The organism is Halorubellus amylolyticus (assembly GCF_034808145.1).
In the GTDB taxonomy this organism is placed as follows: Archaea; Halobacteriota; Halobacteria; order Halobacteriales; family Natrialbaceae; genus Halorubellus.
In genome coordinates, this window is the sequence record NZ_JAXHGM010000001.1 from 155,137 (window position 1) to 169,731 (window position 14,595).

At 70.1% G+C, this 14,595-nt stretch carries 15 protein-coding genes; 6 read left to right on the forward strand and 9 right to left on the reverse strand.

Translation table 11 applies throughout. The features are described 5' to 3' along the window. The first annotated feature begins 111 nt into the window (after positions 1-111). A complete protein-coding gene (locus SM754_RS00780; protein ID WP_323674313.1) occupies positions 112-2,637 on the forward strand; it encodes a DEAD/DEAH box helicase in 2,526 nt (841 codons plus the stop codon). 30 nt (positions 2,638-2,667) lie between these two features. Here SM754_RS00780 and SM754_RS00785 read toward each other — a convergent pair whose 3' ends face one another. Continuing rightward, positions 2,668-3,336, reverse strand: coding sequence for an Sjogren's syndrome/scleroderma autoantigen 1 family protein (locus SM754_RS00785; protein ID WP_323674314.1), 669 nt, complete (start codon positions 3,334-3,336; stop codon positions 2,668-2,670). 308 nt (positions 3,337-3,644) lie between these two features. Here SM754_RS00785 and mdh point away from each other — a divergent pair, with 308 nt between their 5' ends. Beyond that, the gene (gene mdh / locus SM754_RS00790; protein ID WP_323674315.1) at positions 3,645-4,559 is read left to right on the forward strand and encodes a malate dehydrogenase; all 915 of its coding nucleotides are present in this window, start codon (positions 3,645-3,647) and stop codon (positions 4,557-4,559) included. Positions 4,560-4,937: 378 nt separating this feature from the next. On the opposite strand, the gene SM754_RS00795 is transcribed toward mdh, so the two are convergent. The 5 genes from SM754_RS00795 to larB all read right to left on the reverse strand — a co-directional run bounded on the left by SM754_RS00795 (position 4,938) and on the right by larB (position 8,744). Next, on the reverse strand, positions 4,938-6,911 hold the full coding sequence (locus tag SM754_RS00795; protein ID WP_323674316.1) for a bacterio-opsin activator domain-containing protein: 1,974 nt from the start codon (positions 6,909-6,911) through the stop codon (positions 4,938-4,940). 125 nt (positions 6,912-7,036) lie between these two features. Then, positions 7,037-7,282, reverse strand: coding sequence for a ferredoxin (locus SM754_RS00800; RefSeq protein ID WP_323674317.1), 246 nt, complete (start codon positions 7,280-7,282; stop codon positions 7,037-7,039). 81 nt (positions 7,283-7,363) lie between these two features. Then, the gene (locus tag SM754_RS00805; RefSeq protein ID WP_323674318.1) at positions 7,364-7,627 is read right to left on the reverse strand and encodes a GIY-YIG nuclease family protein; all 264 of its coding nucleotides are present in this window, start codon (positions 7,625-7,627) and stop codon (positions 7,364-7,366) included. A gap of 56 nt (positions 7,628-7,683) precedes the next feature. After that, the gene (locus SM754_RS20460; protein WP_418934291.1) at positions 7,684-7,836 is read right to left on the reverse strand and encodes a DUF7563 family protein; all 153 of its coding nucleotides are present in this window, start codon (positions 7,834-7,836) and stop codon (positions 7,684-7,686) included. A 134-nt stretch (positions 7,837-7,970) separates the two neighbouring features. Continuing rightward, a complete protein-coding gene (larB, locus tag SM754_RS00810; protein WP_323674319.1) occupies positions 7,971-8,744 on the reverse strand; it encodes a nickel pincer cofactor biosynthesis protein LarB in 774 nt (257 codons plus the stop codon). A gap of 267 nt (positions 8,745-9,011) precedes the next feature. On the opposite strand from larB, the gene SM754_RS00815 reads away from it, so the two are divergent. Then, positions 9,012-9,179: a DUF1931 family protein gene (locus SM754_RS00815; RefSeq protein WP_166039076.1), complete on the forward strand. Its 168-nt coding sequence runs from the start codon at positions 9,012-9,014 to the stop codon at positions 9,177-9,179. A gap of 210 nt (positions 9,180-9,389) precedes the next feature. Here the strand turns inward: SM754_RS00815 and rpiA are convergent, their stop codons facing one another. Next, a complete protein-coding gene (rpiA, locus tag SM754_RS00820) occupies positions 9,390-10,124 on the reverse strand; it encodes a ribose-5-phosphate isomerase RpiA (RefSeq protein WP_323674320.1) in 735 nt (244 codons plus the stop codon). A 235-nt stretch (positions 10,125-10,359) separates the two neighbouring features. Between rpiA and SM754_RS00825 the strand changes: the two genes are divergently transcribed. The 3 genes from SM754_RS00825 (at position 10,360) to SM754_RS00835 (ending at position 12,709) form a co-directional block, all read left to right on the forward strand. Next, positions 10,360-11,148, forward strand: coding sequence for an ABC transporter ATP-binding protein (locus SM754_RS00825; protein WP_323675234.1), 789 nt, complete (start codon positions 10,360-10,362; stop codon positions 11,146-11,148). Between the two features lie 20 nt (positions 11,149-11,168). Beyond that, complete coding sequence (locus tag SM754_RS00830; protein WP_501993742.1) at positions 11,169-12,380, forward strand: ABC transporter permease; 1,212 nt, start codon at positions 11,169-11,171, stop codon at positions 12,378-12,380. Between the two features lie 158 nt (positions 12,381-12,538). Continuing rightward, positions 12,539-12,709, forward strand: coding sequence for a DUF8027 family protein (locus SM754_RS00835; RefSeq protein ID WP_323674322.1), 171 nt, complete (start codon positions 12,539-12,541; stop codon positions 12,707-12,709). Positions 12,710-12,751: 42 nt separating this feature from the next. Here the strand turns inward: SM754_RS00835 and SM754_RS00840 are convergent, their stop codons facing one another. Next, positions 12,752-13,732 carry a cation diffusion facilitator family transporter gene (locus SM754_RS00840; protein WP_323674323.1) on the reverse strand — a complete coding sequence of 327 codons (981 nt, stop codon included), beginning with the start codon at positions 13,730-13,732 and terminating at the stop codon, positions 12,752-12,754. An 81-nt stretch (positions 13,733-13,813) separates the two neighbouring features. Next, positions 13,814-14,410 carry a hypothetical protein gene (locus SM754_RS00845; protein WP_323674324.1) on the reverse strand — a complete coding sequence of 199 codons (597 nt, stop codon included), beginning with the start codon at positions 14,408-14,410 and terminating at the stop codon, positions 13,814-13,816. Positions 14,411-14,595 lie beyond the last annotated feature (185 nt).

A 14,595-nucleotide genomic window follows, 5' to 3' on the forward strand; every position in this document is an offset into this window, starting at 1 on the left:
CCCGCTCGTGCCTGCGCGGTCGTCGCTGTCCGCGCCGACGAGCGCACCGGCGCTTCACTTTCACCGTGCTCGGCGAACGCTTAACCGCGAGGCCGCTCAACGACGAGGTAGATGGCGACGACTGACGACGGCGACGTCGCGTACGTCTCGCACCCCCTGCTGAATCCCGGGTTCATCGAACGCCGGCTCTACCAGCTCCAGCTCGCGGGTGCGGCGGCGGACGCGCACACGCTCGTCTGCCTCCCGACGGGCCTGGGGAAGACGACGGTGAGCCTGCTCGTGACGGCGCGTCGACTGGACGAGGTCGGCGGGACGTCGCTCCTGCTGGCGCCGACGAAACCGCTCGTGAACCAGCACGCGGAGTTCTACCGGGAGGCGCTCTCGATCCCGGACGACGATATCGTTGTTTTCACCGGCGAGGTGAAGCCCGAGGACCGCGCGGCGGTGTGGGGCGATGCGAGCGTCGTGATCGCGACCCCGCAGGTCGTCGAGAACGACCTCGTCGGGTCGCGGATCTCGCTCGCGGACGTGACGCACGTGACGTTCGACGAGTGTCACCGCGCGACCGGCGATTACGCGTACACGTACATCGCGGAGCGGTATCATCAGGACGCCGACGACCCCCTGGTGACGGGGATGAGCGCGTCACCGGGCGGGAACGAGGAGGAGATCGCCGACGTCTGCGCGAACCTCGGCATCCGGCAGGTGGAGGTGATGACGGAGGAGGACGCTGACGTCGAGGAGTACACGCACGATACGGACGTGGAGTGGGAGCAGGTGACGCTCCCCGACGATATCCTGGAGATACGGGACGCGTTGAACGACGTCATCAGCGACCGGCTCGAGGAGCTGAAGGAACTCGGCGTGGCGTCGACGACCCAGCCGGACCTCTCGGAGAAGGAGGTCAACCGGATGAGTGCGGAGCTGCGGACGTTGATGGACAACGACCAGAGCGAGGGCTATCAGGGGATGAGCTTCCTCGCGGAGATCCGGAAGCTCCGGACGGCGGTGACGTACGTGGAGACTCAGAGCGTCGAGAGTCTGCGGCGGTACTTCGAGCGCCAGGAGAACGCGGCGCGCTCCTCGGGGGCGTCGAAGGCGAGCCAGCGGATGATCAGCGAGGCGAAGGTGAAGGAGGCGATGCGGCGCGCCAGGGAGTACGACGACCTGCATCCGAAGTACGCGCAGGCTCGGCGGCTGCTGGCGGAGACCCTCGGGCTGGAGGGCGGTGAGCGCGTCATCGTGTTCACGGAGTCCCGCGACACCGCGGAGGCGCTGACGGAGTTCCTCTCGGACGGCTTCGACGTCCGGCGGTTCGTCGGCCAGGGCGACAAGGAGGGCAGCGACGGGATGACGCAGAACGAGCAACAGGCGGTCCTGGACGACTTCCGCGCGGGCGAGTTCGAGGTTCTGGTGTCGACGAGCGTCGCGGAGGAGGGCCTGGACGTCCCGGAGGTCGACCTCGTGTTGTTCTACGAGCCGGTGCCGACTGCAATCCGCTCCATCCAGCGGAAGGGCCGAACCGGCCGGCAGGCGGAGGGTCGCGTGGTCGTGTTGATGGCGGAGGATACGCGGGACGAGGCGTACTTCTGGATCAGCAAGCGCCGGGAGCGCGAGATGGAGAGCGAGCTCCGCGAGTTGAAGGCGAGCGTGGACGACCTCGCCGAGGAACTGGACGACTCGCAGGCGTCGTTGGACGCGTTCGAGGACGCGGCCGACGGTGGTGCGAGCGGTGACCGTGAGACCGAAGCGGCTGCGGGTGACGGTGGCGCGAGCGCGCCACGGGCCGACGGCGACGCCCAGCCCGGGCTCCGGGACTTCACGGGTGACGATGCGGATGCGGACGACGACGCAGATGGAAACGGCGTATCGGACGCGGACGGTGAACCGGGCGCGGACGACGACGATGGCGGTTCGGTGGCGGCTGGAGCGTCGAGCGAGCCGGTCGAGCGCGCGGAACCGGACGCGGACGGGACCGTCGAGGTGGTGGTCGACCAGCGCGAGATGGATTCGACGATCCCGCGCGAGCTCTCGAAGCGCGAGGGCGTGCGGACGCGACTGGAGACGTTGTCGGTCGGCGACTACGTGCTGTCGGACCGCGTGGTCGTCGAACGGAAGTCCGTCGACGACTTCCTGGACACGCTCACGGGCGGTGACCGGTCGATGTTCGAGCAGCTCGGCGACGCGACCCGGCACTACTCGCGGCCGGTCGTCGTCGTCGAGGGCGAGGGGAGTCTCTACGGGCGACGGAACGTGCACCCGAACGCGATTCGGGGGGCGCTCGCGTCGCTCGCGGTGGACTTCGGCGTGAGCGTCCTCCGCACGCAGAGCGAGGCGGACACGATGGAGTTGCTCTCGGTCGTCGCGGAACGCGAGCAGGAGGTCGACGACCGCGAGGTGAGCGTGCACGGCGAGAAGGCGTCGAAGACGCTCACCGAACAACAGGAGTACGTCGTGTCCTCGATCGCGGACGTCGGGCCGGTGACGGCGCGCTCGCTCCTCGAGCACTTCTCGACGGTGGAGGCGGTGATGACGGCGCGCGCCGAGGACCTGGAGGAGGTGTCCGGCGTCGGTGCGGTGACGGCCGAGCGGGTCCGCGAGGTCGTCGGGAGCGACTACGACCCGGGCCGGGACTGAGGGGGTTCTCGACCGCGTTCGAGTCCGCGGTCAGCGAGCGTCGCCCCGTAGCGTGCGGAGCGTGTCGGTGGCGTCGCGGACGACGGCGAGGTACTCGCGAGCGCGCGCCGGGTCGTCGGTGTCGGCGGCGGCGGCCGCGAACCGCTCGACGGTCGCCTCGACGTTCGCGACGGCGTCCGCGGGGCCCGGCGTGGCGTCGGTGGTCGAGGCGGTGTCGCGGTGCTGGCTCGGTTCGTCGGCCGTCGGTGTCCTCGTCCTCGGGTCGGGCGTCGCGCTCGAAGCGGTCGGCGCTGCGGGCGTCTGGTCGACGCCGGTTCCGGCCTGGGTCGTCGACGCGGTCGCGTCCTGCGGTCGTGCGTTCGCGTCCTGAGCTTCCGCGTTCGCGCTCTGGGGCCGTCCGTCGCCGGGTCGTGCGCTCGCGGAGGTCTCGTCCTCGCGTCCGGCGGTGCCGGTGGACTGCTGGTCCGCAGTCGCGTCCGCGGTCGCGTCGTCCTGCACCTGATTGTTGCACGTCGGGCAGAACTCCTGGCCGTCGTACCGGAAGATGGGGTCGCCGCAGGTCCCGCAGTGGCTGTTCGTCATCGTGGCGCCCTTGAGGAGCAACTCGCTCATGTGCTGGGTCGCCTCGCGGTCCTCCCGTTCTGCCTCGTACTTCTCTCTGAGGCGCTGTCGTTCGGCCTCCTCGTCGAAGTCGCTCATGTGCGATGGGACGCGGTCGCCGGCGAAAAGCGTGACGTTCGGGCTACAGGTCGACGCGTTCGACGGGGGTAGGGTGTGGTTCCCCGCCGAGTCTCGTACTGAACGTTATCGACGACCACGCAGGGCGCCGACGCGGGCGGTGGCGGCGGGCCGTTGCCGGTGGTGCTCGTCGCGGGTGTCCTCGGTGCGACCGGCGTCCTCGGTGTCGGGTACCTCTCGGGCAGCGAGGTGGTGGCGGCGAGCGACGGCACCCAGTTTCTGCGGACTTCGACACGATTAACTCCCCTCCGCGGGCAGTTCCGGATGTTATGACGAAAGTCAGCGTTGTCGGCGCGGCCGGCACGGTCGGTGCCGCAGCAGGGTACAACCTCGCACTTCGAGACGTCGTGGACGACCTCGTGTTCGTGGACATCCCGGACCAGGAGGACGTCACGATCGGGCAGGCCGCGGACGCCAACCACGGCGTCGCGTACGACTCGAACACGACCGTCCGACAGGGCACGTACGCGGACACCGCGGGTTCGGACGTCGTCATCATCACGGCGGGTATCCCCCGGCAGCCGGGCCAGACGCGTATCGACCTGGCGGGCGACAACGCGCCCATCATGGAGGACATCCAGTCGAGTCTCGACGAGCACAACGACGACTACGTGTCGGTGACGACGTCGAACCCCGTCGACCTCCTGAACCGGCACCTCTACGAGGCCGGTGACCGCGACCGGAATCAGGTCATCGGGTTCGGTGGTCGCCTGGACTCCGCGCGCTTCCGGTACGTCCTCTCGGAGCGCTTCGACACCCAGGTCGGGAACGTCGAGGCGACGATCCTCGGCGAGCACGGGGACGCGCAGGTCCCGGTGTTCTCGAAGGTCCGCGTCGACGGCCGCGACCCCGAGTTCAGTGGGGACGAGAAGACGGAGATCCTCGAGGACCTCCAGCAGTCCGCGATGAACGTCATCGAGCGGAAGGGCGCGACCGAGTGGGGGCCCGCGACGGGCGTCGCACACATGGTCGAGGCAATCCTGAACGACACCGGCGAGGTGCTGCCGGCGAGCGTGAAGCTCCAGGGCGAGTTCGGGCACGACGACGTCGCGCTCGGCGTCCCGGTGAAGCTCGGCGCGAACGGCGTCGAGGAGGTCGTCGAGTGGGACCTGTCGGCGTACGAGCGCGAGCAGCTCGGTGAGGCCGTCGACAAGCTCTCCGAGCAGTACGACGAGATCGCCTAAGGGGTTCGAGCGGTTCGGTTCTCCGGTGCTGCGCTGCGGTCGACTCGATTCTCGGTGCCGCGGTCGGTTCGGTCCTCGATGTTGTGGTCCGTTCGGAGGCGTCGGTCGGTGTCGGCCGATTCCCCGACCGTCACGCGTCTCTCGTGACGGGCGCGTTCCGCTCGCGTCACCACTCGCGGTGGTCGCGGTCGGTGCGGCGGTCGTCGACGAGCGCGTCGGGGACGGACCCGTCGAGGAGTTGTGCCCATTCGTCGATGTGGGTGCGTCGCTCTGTTCCTCCCATGTCGGTAGGTACCGTGGACCCCGGAGAGATTAACTCTTACGCTGACTCTCGAAATGTAGACTCAGTGCCATTTTGACGGAGGGAGTCGACCGGGTTCAGGGGCGGTCGAAGAACTCGCCGACGAGCTTCCGTTCGGCCGCGCGGAGGTGCTGGTGGTACGTCGACCGCGCGATTCCCATGGACTCGGCGAGGTCGTCGCCGCTGGTCGGGCGCGGCCACTCGAAGAACTCGCCGAAGTACGCGCGCCGGAGCGCGGTCAGCTGGCGGTCCGTGAGCTGGGACTCGAGGCTCGTGATGAACTCCTGCTTGGTGGAGGCGCTCCGCTCGCGCTCGCGGTACGCGGTCAGTTCCACGTCGTCGTACTCGGCCTCGACGTGGTCGACGAGCGACCGCGCGTTCGCGTCCCGCGGGAGCTCCACGTCGACGGTCGCGTTCGTCGGCGACGCCGTAATCTCGCGGATGTCCGCGCCGTAGTCCGCGAGCGTCGACAGCAACCCGGCGTTGTCCACCTCGAACTCGACGAGGCACGCGCCGTCGTTCGCGGTGATGACGGTGACGTCGACGACGCCGTCGACGTCCGCGGCCGCCGCTTCGAGCGCGTCCGGGTCGTCGGTCTCGACCGTGAAGAACAGCCCGAGCCGGTCGTCGTCCCGATGCATCGACCCGGCGTAGGTCAGCGAGACGCCGGCGATCTCGGCGACGCGCACGAAGAACGCGTCGCGGTTCCGGACGGCGAACGACAGCGAGACGATGTCGTCCGCGGTCAGCGTTCGCCGGGTCTCGACCGCGGAGATCGCGGTTCCGGCCATCCGCCCGAGCGCGTTCAGGACGGCGAGTTCGCGGTCGTCGATGGCGGTGGCGTCGTCGACGTACGCGCAGAACACGCCGTACTTCGCGTCACGGTGGGAGAGCGGGACGATGGCGACGGTCGCGAACGAGTCGTCGACGAGGGCCTCGTGCCACTCGCTGTCGGGGAGGTCCGCGGCGTCGACGACCCGCGTCTCGCCCGAGTCCATCGCCTCGTTCACGGGGCCGTCGCCGCCGAGGAGGTCGAGCGGGTCGAGGTCGTCGCGACCGCCGGCGATGGCGGCCGGCGCGATGGACTTGTCCGCGAGGTCGGGTTCGCCGACCCACGCGCACGTGTACGGGTCGTTGTCGACGACGAGGTCGCACATCGCGGTCTCGACGGACTCCCGGGTCGTCGCCTCGACGAGCGCCTGTCCGGCGTCCTTGAGGAGGCCGTCGATGCGTTCGAGCACGTGCTGGAGGCTCTCGCGTTCGGCGGCGAGTTCGGCGGCGCGCCGTTCCGCGACGCGCTCGGCGTCCACGCGCTCGGTGATGTCGGTCTGGAACCCGACGAAGTGCGTGACCTCGCCGGTCGCGTCCCGCACCGGGGCGATGTCGACGCGGTTCCAGAACTTCTCGCCGTCGCGCGTGTAGTTCGCGAGTTCGGTCGTCACGCTCGTCTCGGCGTTGATCGCGGCGCGCATCTCGCCGATGGCCTCTGGGTCGGAGTCGTCGCCCTGGAGGAACCGACAGTTCCGGCCCATCGCGTACTCGCGGTCGTACCCCGTGAGCTCCTCGAACGCGTCGTTCGCGTAGATGAGCGGGAGTTCCGGGTCGCGGGCGTCTGCGATGGTGATGCCGACGGGGGCCTCGTCGAGCGCGCGTTCCTTGAGGAGGCCGGTCGGGTCGCGGTCCGTGTCGATCGCTCGGGAGACCGCCGTCCGGAGGCGGTCGTCCCAGTCGTCGACGCGACGGACGTACGCGCTGACGTCGTGCGCGACGGCGCGTTCGGCGAGCGCCTCGTCGCCGTCGGCGGTCAGGAGCACGAACGGGACGTCGCCGTGGACGTCGCGGACGTGCTGGAGGAGGTCGAGTCCGGTGTCGTCGTCGAGGTCGCGTTCGCAGACCACGCAGTCGATCGGGTCGTCGCCGAGGGCCGTCAGCGCGGCGTCGGCGGCGTCGACGGTCCGGGTCTCTCGGTCCGGCGTCGCGAGCTCGTCCGCGGTCTCGGCCGCGCGGGTCCCGTCCGGGTCGGCGACGAGCACCCGGGAACGTGTCGTCATACCATAGCCTACAACTCCAGTGATATAGAAGTACGGTGTCCGAACCCTCACCTGTTAGGTGGTGCGTGTAAGTGCGGTGCGAGAGTTCAGTGGGCGGTCAGGGCGCGAGAGACGTCGGTGGGCGGTCAGGGAACGAGCTGGTCGCCGTCGTCGTCGTAGACGGTGATGGCGTCGACGGGGCAGGCGCGTGCGGCGAACTTCGCGTCCAGTTCCGCGTCGGCGGGGACCTCGCGGACGAACACGCCGTCGTCGCGCTCCTCGGCGTCGGCGAGCACGGCCTTCCCGGCGTCCTCGTCGCGTTCGAAGGCGTCCCACTCCGCGACGCACTGGAACATCCCGATGCAGGTGTCGTAGTCGTACTCGACGCGCATACGCCGCCGGTTCGGGGACGGTGGGGAAAACCCTGACGCCCGCGCCGCCGTCACGGTCGGGTCGACGGGTCGGGGGCGGGGTCAGTTCGCGTCGCCGCGGTCGCTCGCGACGAGGCGCTCCTTGCGCGCTCGGGAGAACGTCTTCACCTCGTGTTCGCGGGACATCGCCGCGGACCGCGAGTCGTACGTCTCGACGTGCACGAGCGAGACCGGCGTCCGCCCGCGGGTGTACTTCGCGCCGTCACCGGCGTCGTGTTCGGCGACGCGACGGTTGACGTCGGTGGTGTAGCCCGTGTAGTACGTCCCGTCCGCGCATTCGAGGACGTACACGTGGTGGTCGCTCACGGGGGGCGGTAGTCGGCGGTCGCTGAAAGAGGCTTCGCGTGGTGGTTCACACGCGGTCAGGAATCCGGCCTCGCGCGGCGCCGGGACTCCTCGGCGATTCCTGCGTTCGCCGAGCAGTTCACGCACGCCAGGATTCGTCCGTGTTCGTCCGCGAACACGCGTGCGAATCGCTCCGAGACGTGGGCGCCGCAGTTGTCACAGTCTGGCATGGTGGGGGACCGGCGTCGTTCGGGTGCCGGTAGCATCCAGTTGGCGATATACGTATAAATACGGCCGGAATCACAAGACGACGTTGGGAATCGGGAAAAGTTTCTTGCCTAAAGGAGTGGTATGGTGTGGGGTTTCACGTGTCGTCCGAACGCGCGGCGCCGACGCGTCGGGCGACGAGCGCGGCCTGCGCACCCGCGACGAACCCGGCGTCGACGTTCACGACCGAGAGGACGGTGCACGACTGCAGCATCCCCGAGAGCGCCGCCTCGCCCTCGCCGCCGTGCCCGTAGCCCGTCGAGACGGGGAGGCCGACGACCGGTGCGGAGACGAGTCCCGCGACGACCGTCGGCAGCGCGCCCTCGCGGCCGGCGGCGACGACGAGCGCGTCCGCGGCGTCGAGCGTCTCGCGAGCGTCGAGGACGCGTGCGATGCTCGCCACGCCGACGTCGTGGACGGTCTCGACGGTCGCCCCCATCTCGCGAGCGACCACGGCGGCCTCCTCGGCGGCCGCGGCGTCGCCGGTCCCGCCGGAGACGACCGCGACCGTCGCCGGAACCGCCGGCGGGTCGAACGCCGGCGCGTGCGCGACGACGAACCCGGACCGGGCGTGGACGGTGACCTCGGCGTCGGGGTGCTCGGCCGCGAGACGCTCGCGGACCGCGGTCGCGGCGTCGTCGCTCGCTCGCGTGACGAGCGCACGCCCCGTCGTCTCCACGGCCGCGGCCGCGAGCGTCGCGACCTCCTCGGGCGTCTTCTCGTCGGCGAGCACGGCCTCTGGCACGCCGCGGCGTTGCTCGCGGGCCGCGTCGAAACGGCCGTCGTCGGTCGTCGCGTACCCCCGTAACTCGGCCTCGGCGGCCGCCGGCGACAGGTCACCGTCGGCGACTCGCTCCAGGACGTCGCGCATGCCCGACCCTCGGGCACGGACGCACTCGTATCCGTCGACGTCCGAACCGGCCGCTGGACGACAGCCGTGGCGACGCGGGTGCGCGCGCCACTGCGAGCGCCCAGCGCGCGCCTGCCTCGACGACGAGAGCGCCGCCCTGAACCCACCCACGAATGAGTACCTTTCGGTTCGTGGGTGGGGCTGTCACCCCTGTAGACGCGCTCTCGCGCCCGTCTGACGGCTCTAACTGGAAACTATTATAAAGGGGGCAGGGGAATGGCCGCTTGTATGGCAGACCTCATCGTCAAGGCAGCCGTGAAGGAACAGCTCGAGGGTAAGAACGTCGCGTCCGACTTCTACGACGCACTCGACGAGGAAGTCGAGGAGCTCCTCGAGGACGCCGCCCGTCGCGCCGAGGCCAACGACCGGAAGACGGTCCAGCCGCGCGACCTCTGAAATCGGTCCCAACAAACTTCTGAACCGGCGGTGACTACGCTGGTCGCCGCTTTCTAACGACCGACCAGCCACCGCGTCGCGCTCGGTCGGTCCACGCTCGAACCGACCAGCTGCAGCGCTACGTTCGGTCGGTTCACCCCCGAGCCGGCGAGCGACGGCGTCGCGCCCGCTGGATTCGCTCGCGCCGTTCGACCGATGGCGACGCGTGCGCTACGCGCGGCCGCCGGTGACGTCGTGGACGTCGACGCCGTCGTCGGTGCCGACGTGGACGGTGTCGGCGAGGTCGACGAACAGGCCGTGTTCGACGACGCCCGGGGTCGTCGAGAGCGCGGTCGCGAGCGCGCCGGGGGCCTCGACGGCGTCGAACGCGCAGTCGAGGACGACGTTCCCGTTGTCGGTGACGACCGGGCCGTCCTTGCGGTCGGCGCGCCGGAGGGTGGGGTCGCCGCCGCGCTCGCGGACCGCGTCGGCGACGACGGTGCGTGCGGCCGGGAGGACCTCCACCGGAACCGGAACGGAGACCGCGGCGGCGAGCTTCGAGGGGTCGGCGACGACGTGGAACGCGTCGGCGGTCGCGTCGACGAGCTTCTCGCGGGCGTGAGCCGCCCCGCCGCCCTTGACGAGCACGACACCAGCGTCGCTCCCGCCGTCGTCGGCGTCGACGCCGACGACCTGGTCGGCGCCGTCGATGGCGACGTCCACGCCGTCGACCGCGTCCAGGTCCGCGAGCGGGACGCCGACCTCGCGAGCGAGTTCGCGCGAGGCGAACGACGTCGGGACGCCGACGACGTCCAGCCCGGCGTCGACGCGCTCGCCGAGCTCGCGGATGGCGTGCGCCGCAGTCGACCCCGTTCCGAGCCCGACGACCGTCCCGTCGTCGACGCGCTCGGCCGCGCTCTCGCCCGCACGACGCTTCTGGCCCTCGCTCCCACCGGACTGCTTCATGTCCGAGACGGTCGCGGGCCCGCCAGGTAGGCGCTTCGGTCGTCGCCGAGAACCGAAGAGCGGGCTCCCGAGACCGCCGAGACCTCCCTCGTCGGGTGCGGTATTGATACGTCCGGGCGCCCTCGTTCCGGGTGTGACTGGAGGACCTTCAGGTGGGGAGGACGCGGCGAGTGCGTCCTCGACCACCGACGCTGACGCCGGCGGTGCCCCCGCCGACGACGCCGCGGTCGAACTCGTGGACGCCAGGAAGACGTACCAGCTCGGCGAGCCGGTGCACGCGCTCGACGGCGTGACCGTCGACGTCCCGCGCGGCTCGTACACGGCCGTCATGGGGCCATCCGGCTCCGGGAAGTCGACGCTGATGAACCTCGTCGGCTGTCTGGACACGCCGACGTCCGGGTCGGTGCTCGTCGACGGCGCGGACGTCGGCGCGATGAACGACCGGGAGCGGACGCGTCTGCGCGGCGAGCAGGTCGGGTTCGTGTTCCAGACGTTCAACCTCATGCCGCGACTGACCGCGGTGGAGAACGTCGCACTCCCGCTCGTCTTCCGCGGCGTCTCGAAGGACGAACGCCACGAGCGCGCGGCAGCCATCCTGGAGCGCGTCGGGCTCGGCGACCGCCTCGAGCACGCGCCGAACGAGCTCTCGGGCGGACAGCGCCAGCGCGTCGCCATCGCTCGCGCGCTCGTGAACGACCCCGCTATCCTGCTCGCGGACGAGCCGACGGGGAACCTCGACTCGGAGACGGGCGCGAACATCCTCGACCTCTTCGACGAACTGAAAGCGGAGGGGAACACGCTCGTGATGGTGACCCACGAGCGCGACGTCGCCGAGCGCGCCGACCGCATCGTCCACCTGCTCGACGGCCAGATCGAGCGCATCGAGGCGGTCGACGACCTCGAAGGACGCCGACACGACGACGAGGCGGCGGCGAGCGAACGCGAGGGCGCTCGCGGCGACGGCGGCGGGACGCCGCACGACGACGCTGGCGGTCGCCGCGACGTCGGCGGTGATGCGGCGTGAAGGCCGGAACGACGGTGACGATGGCGTGGCGCGCCATCCGCGCGCACAAGCTCCGGTCGACGCTGACGACGCTCGGCGTCGTCATCGGCGTCGCCGCGGTGTTGACCTTCGTCATCCTCGGCGCGAGCCTGCAGGCGGGCGTCATTGGGGACGTGAGCCCCGACGACCGCGAGAACGTCTACGGGTGGGCGTCGCCACCGGACACGAACGGCGGGCCGGGTGCCGGCGCCCAGCCGGTGTTCACGCCCCGGGACCTTTCGGCGATAGAGGACGAGCCAGCGGTCCGGGCGGCGTACGGCTTCCAGCCGGTACCGACGCAGACGCTCTCGGCCGGCAACGAGACGGTGCCGCGCGGGAGCGGCGTGTACGCGACCGGGCCGGCGTACGTCGACGCCGAGGACGTCGCCGAGGGCCGCCAGTTCCGGACGGGGGAACGCGAAGCCGTCCTGAACCCCGCGGCGGCGGCGCTGTTCGAGGAGAACCTCACGGTCGGGGACGTGATCGAGGTCCAGGTGCCGGTCGTCGGGAGCGTGAACGCGACCGTCGTCGGCATCACGGCGAACGCGGAGTCCCGGAGTCCGTTCGAGGGGTTCGAGCCGTCGCCGCGCGTGTACCTGCCGACGGACCCGTACGTGACGGACGTGACGCAGGCCGACCGGACGCGGTTCTCGCTCGTCGTCGTCGAGGCGGTCGACCGCGGGAGCGTCGAGGACGCGCGCAGTCAGACGCTCGCGTACCTGAACAGCTCCGCGAGCGACGCCTCGAACTTCGGCGAGGAGGACCTCGTGTTCAACTTCCAGACGAGCCTGGAGCTCCTCGACCAGTTCCAGGAGCTGTTCAGCGTCCTCCAGAACTTCGTCGTCGGGGTCGCCGCCATCTCGCTGCTCGTCGGCTCCATCGGCATCGCGAACATCATGCTCGTCTCCGTCACCGAACGCACGCGCGAGATAGGCATCATGAAGGCGGTCGGCGCGCAGCGCCGCGACATCCTCCAGCTGTTCATCGTCGAGGCGATGGTGCTCGGCGTCGTCGGCGCCATCCTCGGGCTCGTGCTCGGGCTCGTCGCCGGGTACGGCGTCGCGCAGCTCGTCGGGTTCGAGGAGCTCGTCGTTCCCTGGGAGTGGGGCGCCATCGCCGTCGTTGTCGGTATCGGCGTCGGCGTCCTCGCCGGCCTCTACCCGGCGTACAACGCGTCGAAGACCGACCCGATCGACGCGCTCCGGTACGAGTAGGCCCGCATCGGGCTCCGGGCGCGAGTCGTGGGTCACGCCCGTGCGTGACCGAGTCGCGGCCTGGCCAGGTCGCGTCCGGGCCGAACGCGCGGTCGGCAGGCGCTCGCGGACGCCTGGCCGGGACCAGAGATAAGACCGTTCGTGTGGTATATTCTAGCATGGTCATTCCCGGCTACGACCTCGACGACCTCGACGAGAACCTCCGCGAACGCATCGACGAGAAGAAGCTCGACGACGTCCTCAGCGACGAGGACCGCGCACGACTCGACGCCGGCGAGAGCCTGCTCGACGTCCTCGACGAAGACGACCTCGACCGCGTCACAGCCTGACGGACCGACGCCGGTCACACGACGGAACGCCGGCGGCGACCGTCAGTCGCCCGTCGCCTCGCCCTCGACGCCACCGAGCACGCGCGGCTCGATGTACACCGTCTTCACCGACGACTCCATCGTCTTCAGCTTCGACTCGATGGCGGTGATGGCGTCGTCTATCTCCTCGGTATCCATGTCGCTCCGGAACGCCACGTCCGCCGTGACGACGAGCTTCTGCGGGCCGAAGAACACCGTCCGGAAGTCCGCGACGTTCTCCACGCCCTCCCACTCCGCGACGACGTCACGGAGCGGGCTCTCGGCGTCCTCTGGGAGGCTCTCCCCGAGGATGAGGCGCTTGTTCTCCCAGGCGAGCGCGATCGCGAACCCCATCAGGAGCAGGCCGATGATGAACGCCGACGACGCGTCGTAGATGGGGTTGCCGGTGACGCGAGAGAGGTAGACGCCCAGCAGCGCGATTCCGGCGCCCGCCATCGCGATCGTGTCCTCGGTGAGCGCGGTGAGCGTCGTGATGTCGCTCGTCTTCCGGAACGCCTCTCGAACCGTCGTCCACCCGTTGCGCTCCATCTGCTTCTTGATCGCCTTGTACGCCTTCGCGAACGCCCACGCCTCGAAGACGATGGCACCGACGAGGACGGCGTAGTTCACCCACACGCTCGTGATCGACACCTCGACGACCGGGAGGAGCACCGACGACGTCGACACCGGCTCGGGATGGTTGATGGCGTGCCAGCCGTGCTTCGCGGACTCCCAGCCCGCGATACCGAAGAGCATCACCGAGACGAGAAAGGCGTAGAAGAACTGCGCCTTCCCGTACCCGAACGGGTGGCTGCGCGAGGCGTCCTTCCCGCCGTACTTGATGCCGACGAGGAGGAACACCTGGTTCCCGGTGTCCGAGATGGAGTGATACACTTCCGAGAGCATCGCGGGACTGCCCGTCAGGAGATACCCGACGAACTTCAGGACCGCGATGGCTCCGTTCGCGATGAGCGCTGCGAGAACGACGCTTGTACTGGAGGCCATCTATTCGTTCTGTCACGCGCTCCCGTCGACAAAAGTAGTTTCCGTATCGCCCGACGGGCGTCGTCGAGGACGCGACCGGCGTCAGGCAGGGACGTACGTCCAGACGTCGTCGTCGCCGTCACCCGGTGCGGTGACGCCGGGGAGCGTTCGGAGACGCGGCCGGACGCACTCCCACCACTGCTGTCGGTCGTCGTAGCCGGCGCTGTGAGCGCCGTAGACGGCGTCGATGATTCCGGCGTCGGTCGCCGCCCCGTGCTCGGCGAGGTACCCCCACGCGTTCCGGATGGCGTCCCGCCGCCAGTCCTGCATCATCTCGCTCACGCCGGGGACGTCGAGGTCGGCGATGGCGTCCTCGACCGCGTCGGTCCGGTCCGCGTCCGGCGTCCCGGACGCGAGCCGTTCCACGTGCGCCGTCGCGGGCAGGTACCAGACGCGGAGCGTCGCGGCGCCGGACTGCAGTCGCTTCGTTGCGAGGTCGCCGTCGGCGACGAGCGCGTCGAGCGCGTCCGCGGCGCGCTCGCGCTCGACCCCGGTCTCGTCGACGACCTCGGGGAGCGTGCGTGGTGCGGCGTCGACGAACGCGGCCGACACCGCGTCGCGGTCGACGACCGGCGGTCGCTCCGATGGGTCGTCGCCGGCGGACGTCGCCGCGTCGTCGTGCTCGCCCTCCTGGGACATACGCCTGCGTTGGTGACCCGTCCACATGGTCCTTTCCCACTCGACGCGCCCGCATCGGGTCGGGATTGGAGCGGCCGCGGTCGACTGGCGGAGCGCGGTCGCGGTCGAGTGACGGAGCGGGGTCCTGACCGGGCGTCGGGGTGCGGTCGTAGCGTGCCGAAAGACACGACAGGCGTCGGTTCGAA

Bases quoted from the DNA above. Each gene is read 5' to 3' on its own strand.
- SM754_RS00780 (WP_323674313.1), top strand. From the start codon at position 112: ATGGCGACGACTGACGACGGCGACGTCGCGTACGTCTCGCACCCCCTG.
- SM754_RS00785 (WP_323674314.1), bottom strand. From the start codon at position 3,336: ATGAGCGACTTCGACGAGGAGGCCGAACGACAGCGCCTCAGAGAGAAG.
- mdh (WP_323674315.1), top strand. From the start codon at position 3,645: ATGACGAAAGTCAGCGTTGTCGGCGCGGCCGGCACGGTCGGTGCCGCA.
- SM754_RS00795 (WP_323674316.1), bottom strand. From the start codon at position 6,911: ATGACGACACGTTCCCGGGTGCTCGTCGCCGACCCGGACGGGACCCGC.
- SM754_RS00800 (WP_323674317.1), bottom strand. From the start codon at position 7,282: ATGCGCGTCGAGTACGACTACGACACCTGCATCGGGATGTTCCAGTGC.
- SM754_RS20460 (WP_418934291.1), bottom strand. From the start codon at position 7,836: ATGCCAGACTGTGACAACTGCGGCGCCCACGTCTCGGAGCGATTCGCA.
- larB (WP_323674319.1), bottom strand. From the start codon at position 8,744: ATGCGCGACGTCCTGGAGCGAGTCGCCGACGGTGACCTGTCGCCGGCG.
- SM754_RS00815 (WP_166039076.1), top strand. From the start codon at position 9,012: ATGGCAGACCTCATCGTCAAGGCAGCCGTGAAGGAACAGCTCGAGGGT.
- rpiA (WP_323674320.1), bottom strand. From the start codon at position 10,124: ATGAAGCAGTCCGGTGGGAGCGAGGGCCAGAAGCGTCGTGCGGGCGAG.
- SM754_RS00830 (WP_501993742.1), top strand. From the start codon at position 11,169: ATGGCGTGGCGCGCCATCCGCGCGCACAAGCTCCGGTCGACGCTGACG.
- SM754_RS00835 (WP_323674322.1), top strand. From the start codon at position 12,539: ATGGTCATTCCCGGCTACGACCTCGACGACCTCGACGAGAACCTCCGC.
- SM754_RS00840 (WP_323674323.1), bottom strand. From the start codon at position 13,732: ATGGCCTCCAGTACAAGCGTCGTTCTCGCAGCGCTCATCGCGAACGGA.
- SM754_RS00845 (WP_323674324.1), bottom strand. From the start codon at position 14,410: ATGTCCCAGGAGGGCGAGCACGACGACGCGGCGACGTCCGCCGGCGAC.